The organism is Paenibacillus sp. UMB4589-SE434 (assembly GCF_030226685.1).
Taxonomy (GTDB): domain Bacteria; phylum Bacillota; class Bacilli; order Paenibacillales; family Paenibacillaceae; genus Paenibacillus_B.
Map to the genome: position 1 here is coordinate 165,996 of NZ_JASOYK010000001.1, position 26,134 is coordinate 192,129.

At 46.2% G+C, this 26,134-nt stretch carries 26 protein-coding genes; 21 read left to right on the forward strand and 5 right to left on the reverse strand.

The window, feature by feature from the left end; translation table 11 throughout:
- Positions 1-5: 5 nt before the first annotated feature.
- Together QP775_RS00750 and QP775_RS00755 are read right to left on the reverse strand one after the other, a co-directional pair.
- Positions 6-491 carry a prolyl-tRNA synthetase associated domain-containing protein gene (locus QP775_RS00750; RefSeq protein ID WP_285102833.1) on the reverse strand — a complete coding sequence of 162 codons (486 nt, stop codon included), beginning with the start codon at positions 489-491 and terminating at the stop codon, positions 6-8.
- Positions 492-562: 71 nt separating this feature from the next.
- Complete coding sequence (locus QP775_RS00755; protein WP_275444473.1) at positions 563-898, reverse strand: DUF2627 domain-containing protein; 336 nt, start codon at positions 896-898, stop codon at positions 563-565.
- Between the two features lie 195 nt (positions 899-1,093).
- Here QP775_RS00755 and lpdA point away from each other — a divergent pair, with 195 nt between their 5' ends.
- The 5 genes from lpdA to lipB all read left to right on the forward strand — a co-directional run bounded on the left by lpdA (position 1,094) and on the right by lipB (position 7,148).
- Positions 1,094-2,515 carry a dihydrolipoyl dehydrogenase gene (gene lpdA / locus QP775_RS00760; RefSeq protein ID WP_285102834.1) on the forward strand — a complete coding sequence of 474 codons (1,422 nt, stop codon included), beginning with the start codon at positions 1,094-1,096 and terminating at the stop codon, positions 2,513-2,515.
- 278 nt (positions 2,516-2,793) lie between these two features.
- Positions 2,794-3,822 (forward strand): thiamine pyrophosphate-dependent dehydrogenase E1 component subunit alpha, encoded by a 1,029-nt coding sequence (locus QP775_RS00765; RefSeq protein ID WP_285102835.1) that lies wholly within the window; start codon positions 2,794-2,796, stop codon positions 3,820-3,822.
- Positions 3,822-4,805 carry an alpha-ketoacid dehydrogenase subunit beta gene (locus QP775_RS00770; RefSeq protein ID WP_285102836.1) on the forward strand — a complete coding sequence of 328 codons (984 nt, stop codon included), beginning with the start codon at positions 3,822-3,824 and terminating at the stop codon, positions 4,803-4,805. The genes QP775_RS00765 and QP775_RS00770 overlap by 1 nt, the downstream gene beginning before the upstream one ends.
- A 98-nt stretch (positions 4,806-4,903) precedes the next feature.
- A complete protein-coding gene (locus QP775_RS00775; protein ID WP_285102837.1) occupies positions 4,904-6,322 on the forward strand; it encodes a dihydrolipoamide acetyltransferase family protein in 1,419 nt (472 codons plus the stop codon).
- Positions 6,323-6,383: 61 nt separating this feature from the next.
- Positions 6,384-7,148 (forward strand): lipoyl(octanoyl) transferase LipB, encoded by a 765-nt coding sequence (lipB, locus tag QP775_RS00780; protein WP_285102838.1) that lies wholly within the window; start codon positions 6,384-6,386, stop codon positions 7,146-7,148.
- 76 nt (positions 7,149-7,224) lie between these two features.
- On the opposite strand, the gene prli42 is transcribed toward lipB, so the two are convergent.
- Positions 7,225-7,329, reverse strand: a complete 105-nt coding sequence (gene prli42, locus QP775_RS00785) for a stressosome-associated protein Prli42 (protein WP_157277469.1) — start codon at positions 7,327-7,329, stop codon at positions 7,225-7,227.
- 79 nt (positions 7,330-7,408) lie between these two features.
- On the opposite strand from prli42, the gene QP775_RS00790 reads away from it, so the two are divergent.
- Positions 7,409-8,539 carry a M20/M25/M40 family metallo-hydrolase gene (locus QP775_RS00790; RefSeq protein ID WP_285102839.1) on the forward strand — a complete coding sequence of 377 codons (1,131 nt, stop codon included), beginning with the start codon at positions 7,409-7,411 and terminating at the stop codon, positions 8,537-8,539.
- Positions 8,540-8,709: 170 nt separating this feature from the next.
- Here QP775_RS00790 and QP775_RS00795 read toward each other — a convergent pair whose 3' ends face one another.
- Entirely contained in the window at positions 8,710-8,919 is a 210-nt protein-coding gene (locus QP775_RS00795) for a hypothetical protein (protein WP_285102840.1), read from the reverse strand.
- Between the two features lie 170 nt (positions 8,920-9,089).
- Here QP775_RS00795 and QP775_RS00800 point away from each other — a divergent pair, with 170 nt between their 5' ends.
- From QP775_RS00800 to fur, 4 genes are all read left to right on the forward strand, one after another.
- Positions 9,090-9,671 carry an NUDIX domain-containing protein gene (locus QP775_RS00800; protein ID WP_285102841.1) on the forward strand — a complete coding sequence of 194 codons (582 nt, stop codon included), beginning with the start codon at positions 9,090-9,092 and terminating at the stop codon, positions 9,669-9,671.
- Positions 9,672-9,785: 114 nt separating this feature from the next.
- A complete protein-coding gene (locus tag QP775_RS00805; protein ID WP_285102842.1) occupies positions 9,786-10,976 on the forward strand; it encodes an endonuclease Q family protein in 1,191 nt (396 codons plus the stop codon).
- Between the two features lie 163 nt (positions 10,977-11,139).
- Complete coding sequence (gene spoIIM, locus QP775_RS00810; protein ID WP_239327130.1) at positions 11,140-11,775, forward strand: stage II sporulation protein M; 636 nt, start codon at positions 11,140-11,142, stop codon at positions 11,773-11,775.
- Positions 11,776-11,859: 84 nt separating this feature from the next.
- The gene (fur, locus tag QP775_RS00815) at positions 11,860-12,324 is read left to right on the forward strand and encodes a ferric iron uptake transcriptional regulator (protein ID WP_239327131.1); all 465 of its coding nucleotides are present in this window, start codon (positions 11,860-11,862) and stop codon (positions 12,322-12,324) included.
- Between the two features lie 115 nt (positions 12,325-12,439).
- Here fur and QP775_RS00820 read toward each other — a convergent pair whose 3' ends face one another.
- The gene (locus tag QP775_RS00820) at positions 12,440-13,804 is read right to left on the reverse strand and encodes a S8 family peptidase (RefSeq protein WP_285102843.1); all 1,365 of its coding nucleotides are present in this window, start codon (positions 13,802-13,804) and stop codon (positions 12,440-12,442) included.
- A gap of 320 nt (positions 13,805-14,124) precedes the next feature.
- Between QP775_RS00820 and QP775_RS00825 the strand changes: the two genes are divergently transcribed.
- The 11 genes from QP775_RS00825 to lysA all read left to right on the forward strand — a co-directional run bounded on the left by QP775_RS00825 (position 14,125) and on the right by lysA (position 25,959).
- Positions 14,125-14,361, forward strand: coding sequence for a DUF4227 family protein (locus QP775_RS00825; RefSeq protein ID WP_285102844.1), 237 nt, complete (start codon positions 14,125-14,127; stop codon positions 14,359-14,361).
- Positions 14,362-14,432: 71 nt separating this feature from the next.
- Positions 14,433-15,389: a tyrosine recombinase gene (locus tag QP775_RS00830; protein ID WP_285102845.1), complete on the forward strand. Its 957-nt coding sequence runs from the start codon at positions 14,433-14,435 to the stop codon at positions 15,387-15,389.
- 83 nt (positions 15,390-15,472) lie between these two features.
- Positions 15,473-16,663 (forward strand): phosphopentomutase, encoded by a 1,191-nt coding sequence (gene deoB, locus QP775_RS00835; RefSeq protein ID WP_285102846.1) that lies wholly within the window; start codon positions 15,473-15,475, stop codon positions 16,661-16,663.
- Between the two features lie 38 nt (positions 16,664-16,701).
- Complete coding sequence (locus tag QP775_RS00840; RefSeq protein ID WP_239327136.1) at positions 16,702-17,535, forward strand: purine-nucleoside phosphorylase; 834 nt, start codon at positions 16,702-16,704, stop codon at positions 17,533-17,535.
- Between the two features lie 80 nt (positions 17,536-17,615).
- Positions 17,616-18,944 carry a pyrimidine-nucleoside phosphorylase gene (locus QP775_RS00845; RefSeq protein ID WP_239327137.1) on the forward strand — a complete coding sequence of 443 codons (1,329 nt, stop codon included), beginning with the start codon at positions 17,616-17,618 and terminating at the stop codon, positions 18,942-18,944.
- Positions 18,945-19,324: 380 nt separating this feature from the next.
- A complete protein-coding gene (locus QP775_RS00850) occupies positions 19,325-20,434 on the forward strand; it encodes a D-alanyl-D-alanine carboxypeptidase family protein (RefSeq protein ID WP_285105648.1) in 1,110 nt (369 codons plus the stop codon).
- Positions 20,435-20,523: 89 nt separating this feature from the next.
- Positions 20,524-20,877 carry an anti-sigma F factor antagonist gene (spoIIAA, locus tag QP775_RS00855; RefSeq protein WP_028544187.1) on the forward strand — a complete coding sequence of 118 codons (354 nt, stop codon included), beginning with the start codon at positions 20,524-20,526 and terminating at the stop codon, positions 20,875-20,877.
- The gene (gene spoIIAB, locus QP775_RS00860; protein ID WP_239327138.1) at positions 20,877-21,329 is read left to right on the forward strand and encodes an anti-sigma F factor; all 453 of its coding nucleotides are present in this window, start codon (positions 20,877-20,879) and stop codon (positions 21,327-21,329) included. The genes spoIIAA and spoIIAB overlap by 1 nt, the downstream gene beginning before the upstream one ends.
- 11 nt (positions 21,330-21,340) lie before the next feature.
- Positions 21,341-22,093, forward strand: a complete 753-nt coding sequence (sigF, locus tag QP775_RS00865) for an RNA polymerase sporulation sigma factor SigF (RefSeq protein ID WP_285102847.1) — start codon at positions 21,341-21,343, stop codon at positions 22,091-22,093.
- 579 nt (positions 22,094-22,672) lie between these two features.
- Complete coding sequence (locus tag QP775_RS00870; RefSeq protein ID WP_483311998.1) at positions 22,673-24,511, forward strand: spore germination protein; 1,839 nt, start codon at positions 22,673-22,675, stop codon at positions 24,509-24,511.
- Between the two features lie 116 nt (positions 24,512-24,627).
- Positions 24,628-25,959 carry a diaminopimelate decarboxylase gene (gene lysA, locus QP775_RS00875; protein ID WP_239327139.1) on the forward strand — a complete coding sequence of 444 codons (1,332 nt, stop codon included), beginning with the start codon at positions 24,628-24,630 and terminating at the stop codon, positions 25,957-25,959.
- Positions 25,960-26,134 lie beyond the last annotated feature (175 nt).

Genomic DNA, 26,134 nt, shown 5'->3' on the forward strand with positions numbered 1-26,134 from the left:
ACGATTTAAATTTTAGCTACACGAACAGTGTTACCGTGCCTCTGTATAAGTCTTAGTAAATCCTCAATTGAAATCCAGATTGTTGCGGTATTTTCATTTGGATGTATGCCGATGTTATTAAGTGGTAATAAATCCTCATCGATTATAACTTCGATTTTACGTTCGGTATCGTTTAGTACGCCCAAGGGTGTCACTGCGCCTTTATGCAAGCCAAGATAGTTAAGCAGATCGTCTTCAGAAGCAAAGCTGAGTGGTCTTGAATTCAGTAGCGCTCGCAATTCCTTCAAATTTACCGTTTTATCTTTTTGAATGGTTAGTAAATAATAACTTCTTTTTTTATCGTCCCGAACAAATAGATTTTTCGCAACTTGATTGGCATTAGGCATTGCGAAACGATCCATTTCTTCGATCGTATACGCAGCGGGATGCTCCACGATGTCATAGCTAATACTCAATTGCTCAAGCAATTCCAAGATTTCTGTTTTGTTCATGTTGTTCACCTGTCTTTATGATTATATATTCTCGACTAAGCTAATTACTTATTGGACAACCCTTGGTTATGTTATTCCTCTTGTGAAGCGGCGGTCCTGGCTTGAGATGACGCCCGCCCAATCGGACGAGGCTTCTTGTCCCGAAAGCGAGGGGCGACATAATTATGTTTCTTGTCCCGAAAGAAAATCCAACCTCCGATAAACGAAACGCCGATTGCAAACAAGAGTAAGCCAAATAAAAAGGAGAGCCACTCGAAAGTAGGAGACACGATTGTGCTGTTGCCATTATCCGCTATGTAATGGAAGATAGCGTTTTTCATTTGTAAAAAGCCGATAGTGGCCAGCACTCCAGGAACAACTAATAACAAGATGGCGATAAATCTGGAAATCGTAGTCCTTATGCTCATGCGTTATTCCATCCCTCTGTCTGAATAGTCCAATTCTCTCCATATTTTACCTTGAAATGAGAACGTTGTCTAATGCCGTCATTACGCGCAGGCTTGATGATCACAGGGTTGCAGCTTGTTTGGCGAGAGATTAAATAAGTTGTACAATAGTACTATATGCAGCATTATCGATCGTAATGGGGAGTGAATATCTAGATGACTAAACAAGTGGATGTCGCGATATTAGGCGGCGGTACAGGTGGTTACATTGCAGCAATTGCTGCTGCACAGGCTGGGCATCAAGTGGTTGTTGTGGAACGAGACCTTCTTGGAGGGACGTGCCTGCATCGAGGGTGCATTCCAAGTAAGGCGCTGCTTCGTAGTGCAGAAGTATACGCGCAAGCACGTGAGAGTGAACGATTTGGTATACATATGGAAGGCATAACCTATAACTTTGAGCGTGTACAATCACGCAAGCAAGAAATCGTAGACCAGCTTCATCGTGGTGTTCAGTACTTAATGAAGAAACATAATATTGAAGTGATTTATGGAAATGGCCGTGTGATGGGCCCTTCTATTTTCTCACCGCAGAGCGGATCAGTAGCGGTTGAATTAGAAGAAGGCGAGTCGGTTACAATCGTTCCAAAACACCTCATCATTGCTACGGGTTCACGGCCGCGTATTTTGCCAGGATTGGAGCCTGACGGCAACGCTGTTGCAACGAGTGACGAAGCATTGGAGTGGAGCAGCTTACCCCAAAGCGTTGCGATCGTGGGCGGCGGCGTAATTGGCGTGGAATGGGCCTCTCTGCTAGTTGACTTTGGTGTGGACGTAACCGTAATTGAAGCAGGACCGCGTCTATTGCCAACAGAGGATAAGGAAGTATCCAAAGAGATGGAACGATTGTTGAAGAAACGTGGGGTTCGTATTCATACTAACACCACTGTAGGTCATGACGGTGTTCTGAAAGCGGATGATTGCGTACAAATGTTGCTAAACAAAAAGGATGAGCCGATCTCCCTAAAAGTGGAACGAGTGCTTGTATCGGTCGGGCGTCAAGCTAACGTTGAACATATAGGGTTAGAAAATACGAATGTTCGTATTGAGAATGGTTTTATTAAAGTGAATGAATGGATGCAGACACAGGAGCCTCACATTTATGCGATAGGTGACTGTATTGGCGGTTTGCAACTAGCACATGCCGCTTCTGCTGAAGGACTTGCAGCTGTAAAACATTTCAGCGGTGAATCTCAATCGCCGTTATCTGAACATACGATTCCTAAATGTATCTATTCGCGGCCGGAAGCCGCGTCAATCGGAGTGACGGAAGAACAGGCGCGAGAAGCAGGTCTTGACGTTGTGACAGGGAAGATTCCTTTTAAAGCGATTGGCAAAGCAATCGTGCAGGGGGAAACTGATGGATTTGTAAAAGTTGTCATTAACAGCCTGACGCAGGATGTGGTAGGCGTACATATTGTGGGACCGCACGCGACAGAACTGATAGGTGAAGCTTCGCTTGCACAATTGCTCGATGCCTCGCCTTGGGAACTGGGACAAGTGATACATGCCCATCCATCGTTGTCCGAAATTATGAGTGAAGCCATGCTTGCTGCCGAAAATAAGTCTTTAGTGATGTAAGGTAAAGGATAGTAACAGATCGGTGAAAACAGGCTTCGTTGGTTGTGTGAGGAATGAAGTTTTCTTTTTTAAAATGTCGGAGTATAATGGATTTAGGCTCAAGTCTTAGTACCTGGTATTAGTTCCAGCCATAAGTACAACAAGATGCTGTATAAGCTGGGCTATTTTAGCTGTGGTTGCATGAGCTTATCATATCCAGAAAGATAGCCCTGTTAATTCTAGTTTCGGCTAGCAAGGGAATAATAAAGCTACGGCTTGAATAAAGGGAGGAATACTCCATGACACCAGAAACTTCGGTTCGTCAACAAACGAAGCATGAACAGGTTGGTCTAACGGATGCGCAGGCAGTTGAGATGTACAAGATGATGCTGCTTGCACGCAAATTTGATGAGCGTGGCATTTTGTTGCAGCGCTCGGGCAAGATTACGTTTCACATATCAGGTATAGGTCAAGAAACGGCTCAAGTCGCATCTGCTTTTGCGCTTGATCGCGAGCGTGACTACTATTTACCTTATTACAGAGATTATGGTTTTGTACTCTCAGTGGGTCTTACTGTCAAAGATCTGCTGCTGGCTTCTTTTGCGAAAGCGGAAGATATTAGCAGCGGTGGACGCCAGATGCCTGCTCACTTTGGCGCGAAGCGCCATCGCATCGTAACAGGTTCAAGTCCCGTAACGACACAGGTGCCACATGCAGTTGGCATTGCATTGGCTGCTAAAATGCGCAAGCAGGATATCGTTTCCTTTGTGACCTTTGGAGAAGGTTCAAGCAATCAGGGGGATTTCCATGAAGGCTGCAATTTTGCAGGTGTGCATAAGCTGCCTGTCATTATTATGTGTGAGAACAATCAATATGCAATATCTGTACCATTCTCCAAACAATCGGCGGGACAGATTAGTGACCGGGCCATTGGTTACGGATTCCCAGGTGTGCAGGTAGACGGAACGGACCCGTTAGAAGTGTATCGTGTCGTGAAAGAAGCCCGTGACCGTGCAGTACGTGGAGAAGGTCCTACATTGATTGAAGCTATGATGTATCGGATTGCACCGCACTCCACTTCAGATAATGACATGATTTACCGCTCTAAGGAAGAAGTGGATTCACATCGTGAGCGTGATGGCTTGCCTCGTTACCGTCAATATTTGATAGAGTGTGGTTTATGGTCAGAAGAGCAGGATGCTGAGCTCGTGAAGGAACTGCAGGCTCAAATCAATGAGGCGACAAAATATGCCGAAGAAGCACCTTATCCGCAGCCGGAAGATACGTATACGCATGTGTATGCACAGTCAGAGGAGGTGCGCAGCTAATGGCGGTTATGGAATATATTGATGCGATTCGATTAGCGATGAAAGAAGAAATGGAACGCGATGATGAAGTGTTTGTACTGGGTGAGGATGTGGGCCTGAAGGGCGGCGTATTTACGACAACTAAAGGCTTGTATGATCAATTTGGTGAGCAGCGTGCCATTGATACACCGCTTGCAGAATCTGCTATTGCAGGTGTAGCAATCGGTGCAGCCATGGTAGGTATGAAGCCCATTGCGGAAATGCAATATTCAGACTTTATGTTCCCGGCGGCGAACCAGATTATAAGCGAAGCGGCCAAGATCCGTTACCGTTCCAATAACGATTGGAGCTGCCCTGTCGTTATTCGAGCGCCAATCGGTGGCGGTATCTTTGGCGGGCTGTACCATTCACAGTGTCCAGAATCCGTATTTTTCGGTACACCAGGTCTCAAAATTGTTGCACCTTTTACTGCCTACGATGCTAAAGGATTGCTAAAAGCGGCTGTACGCGATCCTGACCCTGTCATTTTCTTTGAGCATAAGAAGTGTTACCGTATGATATCCGGGGAGGTACCTGAGACGGATTACATCGTTCCGATCGGGAAAGCCAACGTGCTCCGCGAAGGAACCGATATCACCGTTATCGGATATAGTTTGCCGCTTCATTTTGCATTGGAAGCGGCGGAAGAGCTGGCGAAGGAAGGCATTAGCGCTCATATTCTAGATCTTCGTACCATTCAGCCACTCGACCGCGAATCCATATTGGAAGCTGTATCCAAGACGGGGAAAGTCCTTATTATCCATGAAGATAATAAGACGGGTGGTGTAGGGGCAGAGGTATCTGCCATCATCGCTGAAGAGCTTTTGTTTGAGCTTGATGCACCGATTATGCGGCTTTGTGGTCCTGATGTTCCTGCAATGCCTATCAGTCCTCCGCTTGAGCGTACTTTTATGCTTAATAAAGATAAAGTCAAAGAAGCGATGCGTCAGCTCGCTATGTTCTAATACTGACGTATTCTTGCCTGTATAACTCAGCAATAACGATGCGTAGCGGCGGTACGGGATGTTCCCGTACCGCGCGTTAGCGATAGGAGTGAATGTGGATGTCCGGAAACGGAATTGTGAAGGATGTAGTCATGCCGCAGCTTGCGGAATCGTTGGTATCTGCTACGATCGGCAAATGGTTGAAGCAGCCTGGAGAAGCAATTGAAGCTTATGAACCGATCTGCGAGGTTATCACCGACAAGGTGATGGCTGAGATTCCTGCAACAGAAGCGGGAACTATGCGGGAAATTATAGCTCAGGAAGGTGAGACCGTTCAAGTTGGAGCGGTTATTTGTCGTATGGATCACGGCTCAGCTGAGGTTGCAGGTGCGACTCCCGCTGTTAAGGCTGAACGTTCAGATTTGAGTGTGTCTGAAGCAGTGCCTGCACAAGGGCAAGAGATGCGCAATCGTTATTCCCCGGCTGTTCAGCGCCTTGCCCAAGAACACGGAATTAATCTAAATGATGTGCCCGGAACTGGACTTGGTGGGCGTATTACGCGTAAAGATGTGATTCAATTTGTAGAAAATCATCAAGCGATTGCTGTATCTGTGCCTGCTGCGTCCGTTCATCGGAGCAACCCGGCGGAGCAAGGGACGATATCTTCTGTTTCCACACAAAATGCAGTCTCAGCTCAGCAGCCATCAGTTGTTCATCCTTCCGCGGCACAGGTGTCCCAGAGCAGTAGCGGGCATAATGAACCTGTTCGTACGACAGGATTACACTTATCTGAGAATCCTCGTCTGCCGACGATTGAGATTGATAACGGTCAATCGGGTCGCGGCGAGTATTTGATTGACGTGACACCGATTCGCAGTACGATCGCTCGCAACATGAGACAGAGCGTATCTGAGATTCCGCATGCATGGACAATGATTGAGGTGGACGTGACCAATCTGGTTCAGCTTCGAAATAAATTAAAAAATGAGTTTATGCGCAATGAGGGCATTAACTTGACATACTTGGCATTTGTACTTAAAGCTGTTGTTAATGCCATTAAAGATTATCCAATCATGAACTCGGTCTGGGCCGTGGATAAGATTATCGTGAAGCGGGATATTAATATATCGCTAGCGGTAGGCACTGAAGATTCGGTCATAACACCAGTTATCAAGAAAGCCGATCAGAAAAATATTGCCGGCTTGGCTCGCGAAGTGGAAGAGCTTGCTCGCAAAACCCGTGAAGGTAAACTTAAGCTTGATGATCTGCAAGGAGGAACCTTTACGATCAATAATACGGGATCATTTGGTTCAATCTCTTCTTACCCTATCATCAACTACCCGCAAGCAGCGATCCTTACCTTTGAATCGATCGTTAAGAAACCAGTTGTTATTAATGATATGATTGCCGTTCGCTCAATGGCTAATATGTGTATGTCACTTGACCATCGTATTCTGGATGGTGTCATTTGCGGCCGCTTCTTGCAGCGTGTGAAAGAGAACCTTGAAGGGTTTGATCTTGAAACGAAGCTGTATTAATGGCATGCTAGACAGTGGAGAATGAGGATGTCAGATAGATAGAAAGAAAGTGTGAGCGGTTATGGATGAACAGCAGGTACAATCAGTTGGAACAGATGACAATGAACTAAAGCGACTTGTCGTACATACGTTTGATATGCTGGACTATAAGCAGGCTTGGGAAATGCAGAAGCAGGTTGTACGTGCGGTGGATGAAGGGACACGTTCGGATACATTGTTCCTATTGGAGCATCCGCCTACCTATACTATTGGTTCGCAGCGTCACCCTGAGCATCTGCTGCTGTCTCCCGAGCAGTTGAAGCAGCGCGGCATTCAAGTGTATGAGATTGACCGTGGCGGTGATATTACTTATCACGGACCTGGGCAATTGGTGGGTTACCCGATTTTGCTGTTGGATGGTCAGCGGCTGGATTTGCATGGCTACTTACGCAATCTGGAAGAAGTGATTATCCGCTACTTAGCGTCTTTTGGTCTGGTGGGCAGCCGCAAGCCTGAATTTACAGGCGTCTGGGTCGGAGAAACGAAGATTGCAGCAATTGGTGTGAAGTTTAACAAGTGTCGCCGGCATCGTGGTTTTGTAACGAGTCATGGATTTGCATTTAATATTAAGAGCGGTATTCAGTATGAGGGATTCACCGGAATTGTCCCGTGTGGTATTCAACAATATGGAGTTACCTCGCTAGAAGATGTAACAGGCCAGACTTTTACCGTTCAACAAGTTGGTGCGCAATTATTGCCTTACTTTGTTGAAGTATTTGGGTACGATCAAGTAGTCAATGAGATCTGGTCTGAGTCAGTAGAGCATACGAACACGAGCCATGCATAAAGCATGGCTCGTCCGTCATTGTTGCGGTGGATATATGATATCCATTAATGTACTTGTAATTGGCTTGTCTGGCTGATTACAGTCCGTATAAGAATGGTTCAACCAGTACGAACAAGGTAGAAGCTACCATGGCGATAAGCATAAGATAAACAATGATGCGGAACCAGCGCTTTTTATTCATGGATGTAAGGCACTCCTTTCTCGTACGGAACGTTCATATATTCTATTCTAACGAAAATCAAGTCAGGAGGAAAGTCAATATGGTACAGCAGCAGCGTTTAATCCAACATTTTTTACAATTGATACAGGTGGACAGCGAGACAAAATACGAGCGTGATATATGCAATCTATTAAAACAGCAATTCAGTGAGCTGGGTCTTGAAGTGGTGGAAGATGATACAACAGCAGTGACGGGACATGGCGCTGGCAACTTGATTGTCACATGGCCGGCATCGACTGGACAAGAACAAATGACACGCTTATTCTTTACTTCTCATATGGACACCGTTACCCCAGGCAAAGGGATTAAGCCTATTGTAGATGAGGATGGTATGATCCATAGCGATGGCACAACGATTCTGGGTTCAGATGACAAGGCAGGTCTGGCTGCAATGTTTGAAGCGATACGTGTCATTCAAGAAAACGACATCTCTCACGGGCAAATCCAATTTGTGATTACGGTTGGCGAGGAGTCAGGACTGCAAGGCGCACGTGCGATGGACGCCAGTTATTTGCAAGCTGACCTTGGCTATGCGCTTGACTCTAATGGCGAAGTTGGAGCAATTGCGGTTGCGGCACCCGCCCAAGCCAAGATACAGATGGAGATTTACGGCAAGTCCGCTCATGCAGGTGTGAATCCAGAAGACGGGATTAGTGCGATTCAGGTCGCTGGCAAAGCAATAGCTCGTATGTCGCTTGGTCGGATCGATCACGAGACCACAGCCAATATCGGACGGTTTGAGGGTGGCGGCGCGACCAATATTGTGACAGATTATGTAAAGCTTGACGCAGAAGCACGCAGTATTGTCCAAGAGAAGGTGGAGCGTCAAGTTGCTTCGATGAAAGAAGCGCTCGAGTCAGCTGCTGCTGACTTTGGTGCCCAAGCTGTCTTTGAAAGCAAACTTATGTATCCAGGATTCCACTTTGAAGAAGGGGACGAAGTTGTGCAGCTTGCTGCACGTGCAATCGAAGGACTTGGTCTGAAGACACGCGTATTTCATTCTGGTGGCGGTAGTGATGCCAATATTTTTAACGGTTTTGGCGTTCCGACGGTGAATCTGGCAGTTGGTTATCTGGATATTCACACCACCAAGGAGAGAATTCATAGTGATGATCTAGTTAAAACCGCTGAATTGGTCGTCGCCATTATTAAAGAAGCAGGTAAATCGTAATTGTCCGTTATTGTTACACGATAGTTGTGTACAGATAATCGAATAATGTAACTTTAAACAGCAATGAGCAGACATGACATGCTGCATTAGTTGGATTTGCAAATAGAGGAAGCCGTCTGCTCTGTTATTAGAGTGTGACGGCTTCTTCAACTATCTATTTTAAATTATTTCTAACTCGGGAATCGATATACCGAAGCGGAATGCAGGCTGATTGGCGCTGATTGACATCGTTGATGCTCGTTAAAACTAGATCCTAATACGTCTACAAGCTTAATGTCTGTACCCATCCTTAATACCAATCGTTTTAGTGCAGCTTGTATTTCAGTGCTTGTACCACTTATCCATAATTGCTGCTGGTTATGACTCATTTTTACAGACATATGAGGGTCTTCCTTTCTGTATGGCCGTTGGATTTTTTGGTCGAGCCGGACAAGCTGCTTTGATATAATGATTATGTGCGTCTGTCTACAGATATGCATTTAATAAGAACGGATGAATGAAATAGAAATCCAAGTGTACGTATGCTGGATTGTGAAGGAGAGATATGACTATGAGTCAACATGATTCAAATTTTGCTGACAGCCCTTTGTTTGAAGAAGTGACACTGGAGACAAAGTCAATATTTAAAGGAAACATCATTTCATTGGAGATTGACACTGTTACACTTCCTGATGGGTCACAGGCGACCCGTGAAATAGTTCGTCATCCAGGCGCAGTAGCTGTACTTGCGATTCATGAAGAGAAGATGGTTGTAGTGGAACAATACCGGAAGCCACTAGGCAGATCACAAGTTGAAATTCCGGCTGGAAAGCTGGATGCAGGAGAGCTGCCTGAGGATGCGGCTAAACGCGAACTGGAAGAGGAAACAGGCTATAGAACGGAAGCACTGGTTCATCTGGGTTCATTTTATACGTCGCCAGGTTTTGCTGACGAGATCATTCATTTGTATGCTGCTGAGGAGTTGATTGCAGGCAATATGCACACGGATGAAGATGAGTTTCTGGAAGTTAGTGCATTAACGCTGGAAGAAGCTTATGAAGCAATTAGAGCGGGACGTATTAGCGATGCCAAAACGATTAATGCAGTCTATGCTTGGCAGCTCCGTCAATTGACAGGAAAATGGCCTGTTTAGTTGTGAACATGAAGAAAGTCACACTGAGATGACTATAATTAGCTGTAGTTCCGGTTGTATTGTGGGAATAATGAACGCATGATGAAATTAAACAGATACAAACAGGATGAGCAAATGACAATGAACAAGTCTGAATTAACAACGTATTATGGGGATTTTCATATCCATATTGGTGCGACATCTGATGGCGCACCTGTCAAGATGAGTGGCAGCCGCAACCTGACATTTGAGGCCATCGCACGTGAGGCATCTGAACGCAAGGGGTTGCAGTTAATCGGAATTATCGATTGTCATGCGCCAGGTGTGCTGGCTGATATTGAACGATTGCTGGACAGTGGCGAGATGAAGGAACACGCCGATGGCGGTATACGTTATGGTCAGACAACGATTATTCTGGGAACAGAGATCGAGTTCAGGGAAAACGGGCGAGGTGCCGCCCATGTGTTGAGTTACTTGCCGAGTGTCGATGCAATGAAGCACTTTTCAACCTGGATGTCGCGATATGTACGCAATATGAATTTATCCACCCAAAGAAATTACGCGCCCATATCCGTCATTCAGGAGGAAACGGCTGCGCATGGTGGCGTGTTTATCCCTGCCCATGTGTTCACACCACATAAGAGCTTGTATGGAAGTTGTGCGGATCGCATGTCTGATGTGATGGATCTGTCTCTGATCGACGGCATTGAAGTGGGGCTAAGCGCGGACAGCAAGATGGCGTCCAGAATAAAGGAATTGGACTCGTATCCATTCCTGACCAATTCAGACGCCCATTCCCTAAACAAGATTGCACGTGAATACAATGCGCTGAGTCTGGCAAGGCCAACTTTCAAAGAGTGGTTGATGGCACTTAGAGGTATAGAAGGAAGAGAGATCCAAGCCAATTATGGTCTCGATCCACGACTTGGAAAATATCACAAGACAACGTGTATTGAAGGTCATCATCAGGCAAATAATCGACAGAATTGTGAAATATGTGGAACCAGCCGGTTTGTCACAGGCGTGTCTGACCGGATTACGACACTTGCCGACCGGAGCGAGACGGAAGCTGACGTGGTTGCAGCGATGAGGGCGCCTTATTATCATCAGATTCCGCTGGAATACATTCCGGGTGTTGGTCCTAAAACGCTAATGAAACTGCTCACCCACTTCGGGACTGAGATGAACGTACTCCATCAAGCAACAGAAGAAGAATTGTCAGCAGTTGTTGGAGAGGATACAGCGAGGCGTATTCATGCAGCTAGGGGAGGCGATTTAACGATTGCTAATGGCGGTGGAGGAAGGTATGGAAGAGTAACGCTTTAATTTAGAACTGTTCACCTGCTCATATGCTTATAGCGGCCGAGTGAAATGTACGGACAAAGAATGATATAGAGAAGACAAGCAGTCATACCCTTATGCAGCACGGCATACAATGTGAACGAATGATAATTGTTCTGATGATCGTGTGTGAAAGGGGAAGATTGCTATGCCTGCGATGATGCCTAATGTCCGGCAGCATCTCCATCTGTACATTTTCGTATCCGTAATTTTTGCAGTAGGTATCGTGTTCGGAGCCCTCTTGGTAAATACGTTGACGTTCGAACAACAACAGGAATTATCAAGGCAATTAAATCAGGCGTTTGTTAGTGTGGCACAAAATGCAGATGAAACGACTTTTCTTGGAACGTTATGGTCCTATTGGCGCTGGGTTTTTATGATTGCATTATTTGGCCTTTCCATTATCGGTTTTCCACTTGTCCTGATTATGGACTTTGCTAAGGGAGTACTGGTTGGTTTTACAATCGGAACATTAGTCGGGCAGTATTCCTGGAAAGGTGTCATAATAGCGTTGATTACCGTTGCGCCGCAAAATGCAATTGCAATTCCGTTGTTGCTGATCGCCAGTGTTTCATCCATTTCGTTAGCTCTCTATGTCATGAAAAATCGACTTTTTGTGCAGCGAATAAAATCGCTGCGAGAACCGCTTCTCCATTATGCAACTGTCCAGGTAGGGGCTGGTATTGGCATGGCTGCAGTTGCAGCGATCGTAACTTGGATAAGTCCTGCGCTGATGAATTGGGTGTCTACGCTAATTCATCCGGGCATTGCGTTTAACTTATAGCTAAAAGATTTGACACTACTTGCGTTTCCCCCCTATAATAATAGAAGTGAGTCGAATTGCGGCTAGGCGGCAAGGGGGGAGACCATGGAAGCGCGGATTGATAAGATTAAACAACAGCTGCAATCCCAAGGATACAAGCTGACACCGCAGCGTGAAGCTACAGTGCGTGTCCTATTAGAGAACGAGGAAGATCATCTTAGCGCAGAAGATGTCTTTATGCTCGTTAAGGAGAAAGCGCCCGAAATCGGTCTTGCCACCGTGTATCGTACACTAGAGCTGTTAAGTGAACTGCATGTAGTTCAGAAGCTGAACTTTGGTGATGGAGTAGCGCGCTATGATTTGCGCGGGGACAATACGAAGCACCATCATCATCATTTAATATGCGTCCAATGTGGATCGATGCAAGAGATCTTGGACGATTGGCTTGGTCCATTGGAAGAACGGTTAGAGAAGGAATTCCAATTTCAAGTCATCGATCACCGTCTCGATTTCCAAGGCATTTGCAAGAAGTGTCAGGAGAAAGAGAAAGATCAACAAGCGGACCAGTAACTGTAACTTTTGAATTGAATTCCGTCCCTATTGACGGTCAACTTATACGAAGAGCCCCAGACGCAGAGCTGAGGCTCTTTTCGTTGTGCTGTAGAGTGGTTTGCTTATGATCAGATTATTTCCTAGGCTGTCGACTCAAACGTTGTAGATTGTGAGCAGAAGTTCGAACGAGGGCGTCTATACGTTTGCTTTTAAGTTGGTCCCTGTTCCGTTGTCTGATCGCACCAGTACGTCTGCCTGAAGCAGCGGCCAAGCTATTTTCAGGTACAGAAGGGAGGTCAGTACGTCGGCGGAGCACAGGAACGAGCGGACGGCGCTTTATGACGCTGCTCTTAACGGCGGCCTTTACGGCTAGCTTGGCGTCTACTAAGCCGTGTCCTTCTGAACGGCTGTTATACCCCTTCAAATGATGTGCAGTAGACATGATGATATTTCGCACTTGATCTGGACCAAGCGCAGGATTTGATTGCAGCATGAGCGCTACTGTACCTGTTACATGAGGAGCGGCCATTGACGTGCCGGAATCCATGGACAAGCCCTGCTTATTATTCGTGGAGACAATGTCAACTCCAGGAGCTGTAATGTCGATTCCTTTGCCACGACTGCTAAACTCTGCTATTTGCCCTTTCTTGTCAGAAGCTGCTACAGCAATCGTTTCCTGATAAAATGCAGGCGCGTCAATTGTATGGTTATCGGGCCCGCTGTTACCAGCAGAAGCTATAATAATGATTCCTCTGCGATAAGCCCTGCGAATAGAAGCATGCAAGGAATCGCTAGGACCATCAAGGCCAAGACTCATATTTATAATGTTCATATTTTGTGCGATACACCACTCGACACCTTCGACAATATCCGAGACAAAACCGTCGCCTTTTTCATCCAATGCTTTAATGGCATATAACGAAACTTGTGGAGCGACGCCATACGGCAGTTTTCTTTTTCCAAGACCAGCTATAGTACCCGCAACATGAGTGCCGTGCCCATTGTCATCTTTGTACGAAGAATCCCGGCTAATCGTATTTATACCTCCAGCGATTCGCAGGTCTGGATGTGGTGATATCCCTGTATCCAGCACTCCCACCTTAATTCCTCTACCTTTTGAACGTGGCCACACTGAGGGCGCGTGTACAGCCGTAATGCCCCAAGGATAATGATGATTATGAAATTGATTGCTGCTGATTTCTTCGGTGGGTGCTTGCAGTTGGAATGGCGCGGCATGAGTATGAACGAGCACATCAGTCTCGATTCGTTTAATACTTGGATGGTGGAGCAAGTCTTGAATCGAAATGTCCTGATCCAAGTGACAACAGACCATGTTCGCTTTTGCCACTTTTTTTACTGGGGTAATCCCTTGCTTAGTAAGCACTTTTACACAGTCTTCATAGCTCTTGCGGTCTTTAAGGACGATCATTTTCCGTACTGTTTGGCTGCTCGGCTTGCAGTGGATCACCGCTGTGAGCATTCGTGATAATTGGCGCATCCGGCTAATCCTCCACTCTACATGCATACTTGCGCAGAAATTTATTAGTTCTATATCTTATGTGACAAGAGCGGAACGGTGAGTGGACCCACGTTAACTTGGTTCCGCCCCGTGTGTCAACTTGATGCGTAGAGGTGAATGAATGGCTCCTCAGAGGAAATGGATCTGAAAATGCCCTATTTTCCAACAAACGGCGTGAGATGGCAGGAATAGAAAATAGGATTAAACCTAAAGCATAATGAAACACTCCCTTTCATACGCTAATCTTAGCCAAAGCTATCTATCTACGTATATCAAGCTTCAAGTGGGAGGGAGTTCATATGATTGTTTCCGTGCGACGATGGGCGGGAAGGCTAAGGTTTGTTGCTTTATTTTTGGTATGTACTTATGCAATGGTTCAGATACTTGGGATCATGTCCAGTTGGATCGCTCCTGTTGATAAATATAAAGAGCCTCAGGGCAGAGCTATTAAAGTCTTTCACAGCGATCCGGATATTAGGATGGAGCCTGACACGATAACGGAACGATTGCGATTATTCTATTGGATGGGTGAATAGCGTTTAAGTAGAGATATGTTGTATGATAGAGAGGTAGTAGATGATGAGCATTAAGGGGTTACGTGGCAAGTATGAAGACTCAATTGGAACGACAGTTGGAGCAGTATGATACCCATTTAAAGGAGGAACGTCATCTATCAGACCATACTCGCGATGCGTACATGCGGGACATGCATGCCTTTCTTATTTATGCACTCGCAGAAGGCTTACAGTGCGCGTCTGAAGTACAGGCACTCCATATTTCACGATATATCGTTCAGCTGCGGACGAAAGGCAGAGCGGCCTCTACCGTCACAAGGCATAAGGCAACGATAAGATCATTCTTTTTGTTTATGCACCGTGAAGGACTTGTTAGAACGGATCCGACACTGGGTGTGGATACGCCAAAGGCTGAGCGCAAAGCTCCACATTTACTTACTATTGAACAAGTAGAGCAATTGTTGAGTGCACCTGATCCGGACACTGCGCAAGGTATCCGGGATAGAGCGATGTTGGAAACGCTTTATGGCACAGGAGTAAGGATCTCAGAGCTTATTGCACTGAACTGCGATGATGTGCATCTGAACTTGGCATTTCTACGCAGTATTATGAATCAGAAAGAGCGGATTATCCCGCTTGGTCAGGTTGCAATCGAGGCGCTTCATACATATATGAATCAAGCAAGGCCTCAATTTGTAATGAATTTGCAGCATGCTGAGCTATCCATGTTGGATAACACAGATGCACAGTATCAAGCGTTGTTTGTGAATACGAGAGGCCAGAGAATTACACGGCAAGGTTTCTGGAAAATAGTAAAAAAATATACGAATCAATTATCGTGGGACATTCCATTTACCCCACACTCCTTAAGACAGTCTTTTGCGGCGCATCTGCTGAATAACGGTGCGGACGCAAGAGCCGTGCAAGAAATGCTTGGGCATGCGGATGTCTCGACAACACAGCGCTATGCTCATTATGGAGAACGACTCAGCATGAAAGAAGTGTATACGACCTCGCATCCTCGGGCGAGAAAGCCACCTAACGGTTAGCATGAATCAGGCTTGGCATGTGTAGAATGGAGAGCGTTCACATAACACAGACTAATCAGGAATACACAGAGGAGTGATTAGTGATGAGCCAAGCTGACAACCAGCGTTTTCGCAGAATAACTGTAATTGTGCTAGATAGTGTCGGGATTGGAGAACTACCTGATGCAGCTAGCTTTGGAGATGCAGGTGCCCATACGCTTGGGCATATAGTCGAACGTGTACCTACGATCAAGATTCCCCATATGCAGCGTCTCGGTTTAGCGAATATCGCGAATCTGGGAGTGGTGGAGGAAGTAGAGCAGCCAACAGGCATCTTTGGTAAAATGGCAGAAATATCGGCAGGGAAAGACACAATGACAGGCCATTGGGAACTGATGGGATTACATATTACGACACCTTTTAATACGTTCCCAGAAGGTTTTCCGGATGAGCTTATTCAGCAATTTGAGGAAGCGACTGGACGCAAAGTGTTGTGCAACAAGCCTGCTTCAGGCACGGATGTACTTGTTCAATACGGTGAGGAACAGATGAAGACAGGCGCATGGATTGTCTACACGTCAGCAGACAGCGTGTTCCAGTTAGCAGCGCATGAGGAAGTTATCCCGCTTGAAGAACTGTACCGAGCTTGCGAGATTGCACGTAAGCTCACGTTAGTTGAACCTTATACGTTAGGGCGTGTGATAGCTCGTCCATATGTTGGCGAACCGGGCCACTTTACAAGAACGTCCAACCGTCACGATTATGCGGTAAAACCACCCTCTCCAACCGTTATGAATGCGCTTCACAACGGAGGAAAGGATGTAATTGCAGTTGGCAAGATCAACGATATTTTTACAGGTGAAGGGGTCAGTGCCAGTTATCCAACCAAGAGCAACCAGCATGGGATTGAGATCACAATCGACCAGATGGGACAAGCATTTGAAGGCTTGCTGTTTACTAATTTGGTGGATTTTGACTCTCTATATGGCCACAGACGTGATCCGGATGGATATGCGAAAGCATTGGAAGAATTTGATCTCGCAGTTCCAGCTCTGTTGGAGCGAACAGGACCGGACGATTTGCTTGTCATAACGGCTGATCATGGCAACGATCCTATTCATTCGGGGACGGATCATACGAGAGAATATGTTCCGTTGTTGATTTACAGTCCTTCGCTCCAACCTGGTCGTTCGCTCGGTATTCGCGAGACGTATGCGGACTTAGGCGCGACGATAGCTGACAACTTTAATGTAGTGATGCCGCAGATTGGAAAAAGTTTTTTACAGGAGTTATAGAATAACGATATAAATCATGGGAGCGGGAGGTTGTTAAGATGAGTTTAAAGGTATTGGCGTATACGCATATTCAGGAAGCTGCGGAATATATCCGTAAGCAAATTCCATCTGAGCCAGAGGTAGGCTTGATATTAGGCTCTGGACTAGGTGTGCTTGCAGAATTGGTAGAGAATCCAGTTACCATTGCTTATGAGGCGATTCCTCATTTTCCACAATCGACGGTAGAGGGGCATGCGGGCGAACTCTTGATTGGTACTATTAAAGGCCGGACGGTTGTAATGATGAAAGGCCGTTTTCATATGTATGAGGGATACGGTCCTGAGATGACGGCATTCCCGGTACGGGTCATGAAAGCAATCGGAGTGAAGCAGCTGCTGGTTACCAACGCGGCAGGCGGTATTAACATGACTTACCAGGCAGGTGATTTAATGCTTATTAGCGATCACCTGAATATGACGGGACAGAATCCGCTAACGGGTGCCAATGACGACAAGCTTGGAGCTCGTTTCCCCGATATGTCGGAGGCATACAGCCGTCGTCTGCGTACGATAGCAAAAGAAGTCGGGGCGCGCCATAACTTTACGTTCCAGGAAGGTGTGTATGCAGGCTTGTTAGGACCCAACTATGAGACACCTGCCGAGATTCGAATGCTAAGAGCTTTAGGCGGAGATGCTGTAGGCATGTCCACGGTATCCGAGGTGATCGTAGCACGTCATGCCGGGATCGAAGTGCTTGGTATTTCTTGCATCAGCAATATGGCTGCGGGTATTCTGGATCAGCCGTTGTCGCATGCTGAAGTAATGGAGACTGCAGAGAAAGTAAAAGGCCAATTCTTGCAATTGGTGCTTGATATTATTCCTGCGATGGCCTAATGACATCTGACACTATATGCGAACATGTAACTGCCATTGGCATACAATACGATTGAACCAACTAGGGAGGCACACATCCGATGAGAGCTGTTGATATCATTCATAAGAAACGTGAAGGTCATGTTTTAACAAACGAAGAAATTACATTTATGGTTCAAGGTTATAGCAATGGAGAGGTTCCTGACTATCAGGTTGCGGCTTGGGCAATGGCCATATTTTTTAAAGGAATGACTGCGCAAGAGACTGCTCAGCTCACTCTAGAGATGGCCAAGTCGGGTGATCAGATCGACTTAAGTCCTATTCAGGGAATTAAGGTGGACAAGCATTCTACAGGCGGTGTAGGTGATAAGACAACATTGGTGCTTGCACCAATGGTTGCGGCCGCAGGTGTGCCTGTCGCTAAGATGTCAGGTAGAGGACTGGGGCACACAGGCGGAACGATTGATAAGCTTGAAGCAATAGCAGGGTACCAGGTAGAACTGTCCCGTGAAGATTTCTTCCGACAAGTTAATGATATCGGCGTATCTCTCATTGGTCAGAGCGGAAATATTACGCCTGCTGATAAGAAATTGTATGGTTTGCGTGATGTAACGGCGACTGTAGAGTCTATTCCGCTTATTGCTAGTTCGGTTATGAGCAAGAAGATTGCAGCAGGTGCCGATGCGATTGTACTTGACGTGAAGACAGGCAGTGGCGCATTCATGAAAACGTTGGACGATTCCATTGCGTTGGCGCAGGCAATGGTGGATATTGGAACAGAGGTTGGCCGGGATACGGTTGCGATCATTTCGGATATGGATCAGCCACTTGGGCATTTGATTGGTAATGCGCTTGAAGTGGAAGAAGCCATCCAGACGTTACGAGGAGAAGGTCCTGAGGACCTTCATGAATTATCCTTAATTCTTGGTTCACACATGCTTGTACTTGGTGGACAAGCAAACAGCGTAGAGGAAGCGAGAGGCAAGCTTGAGCAGCATATTCAAGATGGATCAGCATTGGATCGGTTAAAGCAGCTAGTCGAAGCCCAGAAGGGCGACGTTGAGATGATTACTGATCCAAATAAGCTTCCGCATGCAGCGAAGCGCATTGAAGTACAAGCGGAACAAGCGGGATATGTTGCTGGTATCGAAGCCGAAAGCATTGGGATTGCAGCTATGCTGTTGGGTGCAGGTCGTGAAACAAAAGATAGTATCATCGATCTTGCAGTTGGTCTTGATTTGCGCAAGAAAGTCGGTAATCAAGTACAAATTGGTGACGTGCTTGCTATTCTTCATGTCAATGACGAGAAGCGGGTAGACGAGGCCAAGGCGCGCATCCTGCAGGCTTATCAATTATCTGCAGAGCCTGTTCCGCCGAAGCCGCTCGTTTATGCAATCGTAACAAAAGATGGCGTGCAACGTTTTGTGTAACCTAATTATTTACTTGCAATAGAGGATTATAAGGCATACCCTAGACCATTTTGGTTTAGGGTATGCCTTTTTTGCGCAGCACATTTCCTATGTTGGAATATTTTACTTCTTTGTGGACAACAATGAATAACAGGCACATCTGTCTTCTGTTCACCTGTTCTACATAGCGGGTGAGCTTCACTCTAGAAACGGATCGAACGGATGATGCATCACCTTTTAGAGGTATAGGAGGGAATCTTTTGAATCCATGGAATCGCACGTGTATAACGATGATCGTATTTGCGGCGCTGCTGCTTCCAGGTCAAGCAGCTGCTTATTCGGCGGACGTGCCACCTGATTATTCAGACTCCGCCCTGCTGCCGAATAATGGTCAGCTCACGATGCCAACAGCAACCACTGAAACGGATGCGCTGCAATTAGCAACGAGCGCACGTTCTGCGGTGTTAATGGATGCGGACACAGGGACAGTAATTTTCGATAAAAACAGTCATGACCGTCTGCCACCAGCTAGTATCACAAAAATAATGACGATGCTGCTTATTATGGAGTCTGTCAAAGATGGAAAACTGAAAATGACGAATAAGGTTAGAACCAGTGAGTACGCCGCATCTATGGGTGGATCGCAGATCTTCTTGGAGCCGGGTGAAGAGATGACGGTTCAAGAGATGTTAAAAGGAATTGCGATGGCATCTGGTAATGATGCTTCTGTTGCAATGGCAGAAAAAATCGCCGGCTCTGAGCAGGCATTTGTTCAAATGATGAATGAAAAAGCGAAGCAACTGGGGATGAAAGATACCCACTTTGTAAATTGCAACGGCTTGCCAGCTAATAATCACTATACTTCTGCTTTTGATATAGCTTTGATGTCGCAGGCGCTGCTGCAATATCCAGAAATTACAAAATTCACTGGCGCGTATGAAGATTATCTTAGACAGCATACAGATAAGAAATTTTGGCTCGTTAATACGAATAAGCTTGTTCGCTTTTATTCTGGCGCTGATGGTTTGAAGACGGGTTATACGTCTGAAGCAAAATATTGTCTGTCAGCTACAGCGAAACGGGATAATATGCGAGTAGTTGCGGTTGTGCTTGGCGAACCGAATACGAAGACACGCAACAGCGAAGTATCTCAATTGTTCGACTACGCATTCGCTCAGTATACCAATGTGCCACTAATAAAGAGTGGTGATCGTATTGGTGAGATTCGTATTGAAAAGGGCATGAATGAAAAGTTGGAGCTAACAGCAAAACGTCCTTATCATGTCCTGCTCAAAAAGGGTGAGGCGTCCAATCAAATTCGTTATGCGCTGATCGCACCTGAATCAATCAAAGCACCTATTGCTGCAGGTCAGTCGATTGGCAAAATAGTGGTGTATCAAGGTGAAAAAGTCGTTAAAGAATTTCCTGTCGAATCGGCTCAAACGATTGAAAAAGCAGGCTGGTGGACGATGTTTAAACGCACGTGTGGAAAGTTGTTTTTTGTCAACTAAACAGATGTAGCTTCTAGTTTTGTCGGCAGGCAGGAATTGGCATGCGCTATCACGAAATCGTTCAGCATCGCGGGAGGAGAGTGAGACGCATGAATTTGCAGGTAGAGCTAGTGCATCAACGTAACGTATTAATTACCCGGCTTCGGGGAGAACTGGACCACCACACATCTGAGCTAGTACGCATCCAGTTGGATGAGGCAATTCAGCGTGGCCAAATAAACCATGTGGTGCTTAGTTTAAAAGATCTTACTTTTATGGACAGTTCGGGCTTAGGTGTTATTTTAGGACGCTACAAGCTGATCAAAGCAAAAGGCGGCAGAATGGTTGTATGTGACATGAACCCGGCGGTAAGCCGTTTGTTCGAGTTGTCAGGCTTATTCAAAATTGTAAGTGTGTATGATAACGAGCGCACCGCGCTTACCGGTCTGGAGGTCGTATCATAATGAAGCACTCGGGAACGAACAGAATGAGCCTTCAATTTTCAAGTCGTTCGGAGAATGAATCCTTCGCACGTGTCACGGTAGCTGCCTTCGTATCTCAGCTTGACCCAACATTAGAAGAACTTACTGATATGAAGACAGTGATCTCGGAAGCAGTTACCAACTGTATCATCCATGGATACGACAATGACCCAGATGGTGAAGTTACGATTTCAGCGGAGATCAAGGGTGAGGAAGTGACGATTACTGTGTCGGATAAAGGCCATGGAATCGAAGATATTGACTTGGCACGACAGCCGTTGTATACGTCAAAGCCAGATATGGAGCGCTCCGGTATGGGATTTACGATTATGGAAAATTTCATGGACGAGTTCGAAGTCAGCACTGAACTCGGCGCCGGTACGAGTATTCGCATGAAAAAGCGGATTGAATCGAAAAAAGCGCTTTATAATTAGGGGTTGAAGCCATGAAAGTGGATATGAAATCGTCAAATGCGTATTTGGACGACGCGGAGGTTAAGCGGCTCATTGCTTTAAGCCAGTCGGGAGACGGATTAGCCCGTGAACGGCTTGTAAACAGCAATATCAGGTTGGTGTGGTCTGTCGTACAACGTTTTATGAATCGGGGCTATGAACCTGAGGATTTGTTTCAGATCGGCTGTATCGGCTTACTGAAATCCGTTGATAAATTCGACTTGTCCTACGACGTGAAATTTTCGACGTATGCGGTGCCGATGATTATCGGAGAGATCCAACGTTTTCTTAGAGATGATGGAACACTAAAGGTAAGCCGTTCGCTTAAGGAAATGGCAAATAAGGTCAGAAAGATGAAGGACGAGCTGTCGAAGACACTGGGACGGCTGCCTACGATTAGCGAGGTGGCGTCTGAACTTGGCGTCACGCCTGAAGACGTGGTCTTTGCCCAAGAGGCGAACAAGCCGCCTACATCGATTCACGAGACGGTGTTCGAGAATGACGGCGATCCAATCACGTTGATGGACCAGATTGCTGACGAGTCACAGGATCGCTGGTTTGACAAGCTTGCGTTAAATGAGGCGATTGAAGGACTGAACGAGCGTGAACGGTTAATTGTATATTTAAGGTATTTCCGGGATCAAACCCAGTCTGAGGTAGCTAGTCGATTAGGAATATCACAGGTTCAAGTGTCACGTTTAGAGAAAAAAATATTACAGTCCATCAAGGCGCAAATTGCACAATAGCAGGACTGTCCAACAAAACCGTTCGTCTCACTGCCAGTCAGGAGTGATAGAACGGTTTTTTATTTATTTATCGCTCATGAAGATGATGTAACTGTTCCATACTAATACCATTCCGGTATGTTCGTTCACTGACCGCAATGAACATGTTTTAGGAGGGTAAAGATGTCAAGCACAACGACAACAGGCGGCAAAGAAAACAATAGTGACGGTGAAGGTCTTCAATCTTCGCTCGCGGGATCGTCCCGGCATCAAGCGTCAAGACTTGGTACGATGGAAAGTTCTCAGCAAGGCCATCAATCCAGAAACAATAGCTCACATGAATTGGCATCAAATCAGCAAGTGCCCATGAATACACATTCTACACGCCGCTATCAACAATCGCTAACCGCTGATTATCATCAACAGCATAAGGAGGAAGGTGCTGAGCAAGGAAAAGGATCACCTGGCAGGCAGCGTGACAATAGTCGTCCCTATACATTTGCAGGATTTAGAAACAGCTATGTATCGGATGCTAGTCAAAGTGGTAACCAGTCTGGTGGAAGTATCCACATGCAAGGAGATAATCATCATCCATCATCCATGCAGTCAGGACACGAGGAACAGACTCCTGATAACTACCGCGATAGGGAGGAGTCTAACCACATATCCGCTCTTGCTTCAGGCAACACATCATCACACGAACAGCTCAAGCAGAATAAGCAGCACGAACAGCACAAGCAGGGAGGGAAGCAGGGGGACTATCATACAGAGGATGACAATAAAGATCAGCAAGCCAATCACCATCAAGACAGCCAATCTGAATCCAAGGCAGCAGCTGAAGCAAAGGCTTACGGATCGCACACTGAAGGCGGCAGCGGTAGCGATAAGCCATCAGAATCAGAAGAGCATCGTTATAAACGAGAACATGAACTTTCAAACGACTTGGTTGCTTCAATCCTATATTGGCAGAAAGATGATGCGATTCCAAGGCGATTAAAGGACACGAAACGTACGTTAACGGATGTCGTCGGATTCGGCAAGTCATTTGATATTATGTTTCGTGAGATGACATTTGGTCAGCGTAATGTAGGATTGTTCTACATAAATGGGTTTGCCAAGGACGAAGTGATGACGATGATTTTGGCCCGGCTCACGATGTTAGACAAGTCCCAAGTAAGTGCGAACGCCTTTAAATCGTTTTTTGACTGTTACATTCCCCATATCCAAGTGGAGAAAGTAACCAAAATGAGCGAGGCAATTAACAAGGTATTGTCGGGGTGCAGCGCCTTTTTTATTGAACATGAGGCGGCAGCAATTATTGTGGATGTGAAGACATTTCCAGGAAGAGGGCCAGAGGAGCCTTCGCTCGAGAGAGTCGTGCGAGGGGCCCGAGATGGGTTTACCGAGACTTTGTTAACGAACGTAACCTTAGTGAGACGTCGTTTGCGGGATCCGGGACTCAAATATGAGATGGTGCAGGTGGGCCGTCGCACTCGAACGGATGTCTGCATAGCCTATATCGATGACATTGCGGATATGCAGATGGTGAAGTCTGTCAGGGATAAGATTAAAAAGGTTAATTTGTCAGGCTTGCCGCTTGCGGATAAACAGTTGGAAGAAGCGATTATTAATAAAGGATGGAATCCATATCCGCTTGTGCGTTATTCAGAGCGTCCAGATTCAGTCGCTTCTCATTTGATGGATGGGAGTATCGTCTTGTTTGTAGATACTTCACCTTCTGTTATGATTTTGCCGACGACCTTTTTTGATCTTTGCCAGCATGCGGAAGAGAATCGACAGACTGCGTTTATGGGGACTTACTTAAGGTGGGTTCGGTTCGCAGGTATTTTCGCATCCTTGTTTCTGCTTCCGTTATGGCTGCTAATGGTTATGGAGCCCGGGCTGAAGCCTGCTGCCCTTCAAATTCTAGGTCCGCAGGAGTCCGCGAAGCTTCCGATCATTTTGCAGTTTTTGCTTGCAGAGCTAGGCGTTGATCTGATGCGGATGGCTGCTGTGCATACACCTACGCCGCTTGCAACCGCGATGGGACTAGTGGCCGCGATTCTTCTTGGTGATATAGCGGTAAAGACCGGCGTATTTGTGAACGAGGTCATTCTATATATGGCCGTGGCGGCAGTGGGGATGTTTGCGACGCCGAGTTATGAACTGGCACTGGCGAATCGGATTATTCGACTGATGCTGTTGGTTGCCGTCGCAGCCTTTAAGGTGCCGGGCTTTATTATCGGCATTACACTATTTATCGTATTTCTGGCATTGCATCGCTCGTACAACTCATCGTACTTGTGGCCCTTTATTCCTTTTAATGCAAAGGCGCTCTACAATATCTTTGTACGTCAGCCTTTCTTGTTGTCTAAGGAGCGGCCTAGCTTTAATAAGACAAAAGACGCATCCAAAATGCGTCCGAATTCCGATTCCTGATTGAGGATTAATGCAAATGTTGTGCACATTAGTCCATTCTGTGAATTGGAACTTTCCTGTTATAATTTTGGTAATGAATAACTATTGGAAATGGTACAGGAAATGGGGAATGGACAGTGTATTTACATGGAACTAGCACGATTAATGAACTAGGACATTTAACGATTGGCGGTTGTGATGTGACTGATCTTAAAGCCCAGTTTGGCACGCCGCTTTATATTGTAGATGAGCAGTTAGTCAGACAGCGTAGTAGCCAATATATGGAGGCATTTCGGGCCTCTGGATTAAAGTTTCAGGTTGCTTATGCAAGCAAGGCATTTTGTGTAATGGCGATGTGCAGACTTGTGGATGAAGAAGGCTTGTCTTTGGACGTTGTGTCTGACGGTGAACTGTATACGGCGCTGCAGGCAGGCTTTCCGGCCCATCGTATCCATTTCCATGGCAATAACAAGACACCAGATGAGATTGAGATGGCGCTTGAGGCGAATATCGGATGCTTTGTGGTAGATAATTTCACTGAACTACAATTGTTGAATGTGATGGCCAAGCAGCGGGCACGGAAGGTTAGTGTATTACTTCGTGTAACACCCGGCGTAGAAGCACATACACATGAATACATTTCCACGGGACAGACGGATTCCAAGTTCGGCTTTGATATCGGCAATGGCACAGCCTATGAAGCGGTTCAGCAGGCAGCTGCAGCTGAAGGTTTGGATCTATTGGGAGTTCACTCTCACATAGGGTCACAGATCTTTGAAGTAGAAGGTTTCCAAATGGCGGTTGAACGGGTTGCTCAATTCACTCGTCAAGTGAAGGAGCAGTCAGGCGTCAGCTTCCGGGTTGTGAATTTGGGGGGCGGGTTTGGCATTCGCTATACTGAAGGAGATACACCACTTGCCGTGGCGGATTACGTTAAGGCGATTACGGATGCGGTGAAAGTTCACTTTGCAAATTTGAATGAGACATTGCCTGAAATTTGGGTTGAGCCAGGACGCAGCATCGTTGGTGATGCAGGGACAACTTTGTATACAGTCGGTTCTGTTAAAGAAATACCGGGCGTACGCAAATACGTTGCGGTTGATGGCGGGATGACGGACAATCCTCGCCCAGCCTTGTATGAATCCCGCTACGAAGCTTTGCTTGCTAATCGGGCTAATGAGAGTGCCGAAGAAGTAGTATCTATTGCAGGTAAATGCTGTGAGAGCGGTGATATGCTCATTTGGGATTTATCGTTACCGCTTGTACAGCAGAACGATCTGTTGGCGGTATCTTGTACAGGCGCATACAATTATGCAATGGCAAGCAACTATAACCGAATTCGTAAGCCTGCAGTTGTATTTGTACAGAATGGTCAAGCGGACCTCGTTGTTGGCCGCGAGACACACCAAGACATCGTTGGTAAGGACGTCATTCCGGCAAGATTGCAGAAAGTGTTAGTCAGTCAATAATAATTGCGATAGTCGAAGCAGGCGCAACTTTTGCTAATTAGTGCGTTGTGACTTTGTTCGCTGTTGCTGGTGTATAACGAATGATCTACACCGAGCTGTAGGAGAATTCTCCTTGGCTCGGTGTTGCTTTTGACTAAGTGAAGTTGCTCAGCTTGGATGAAATCAGGTTGTAATT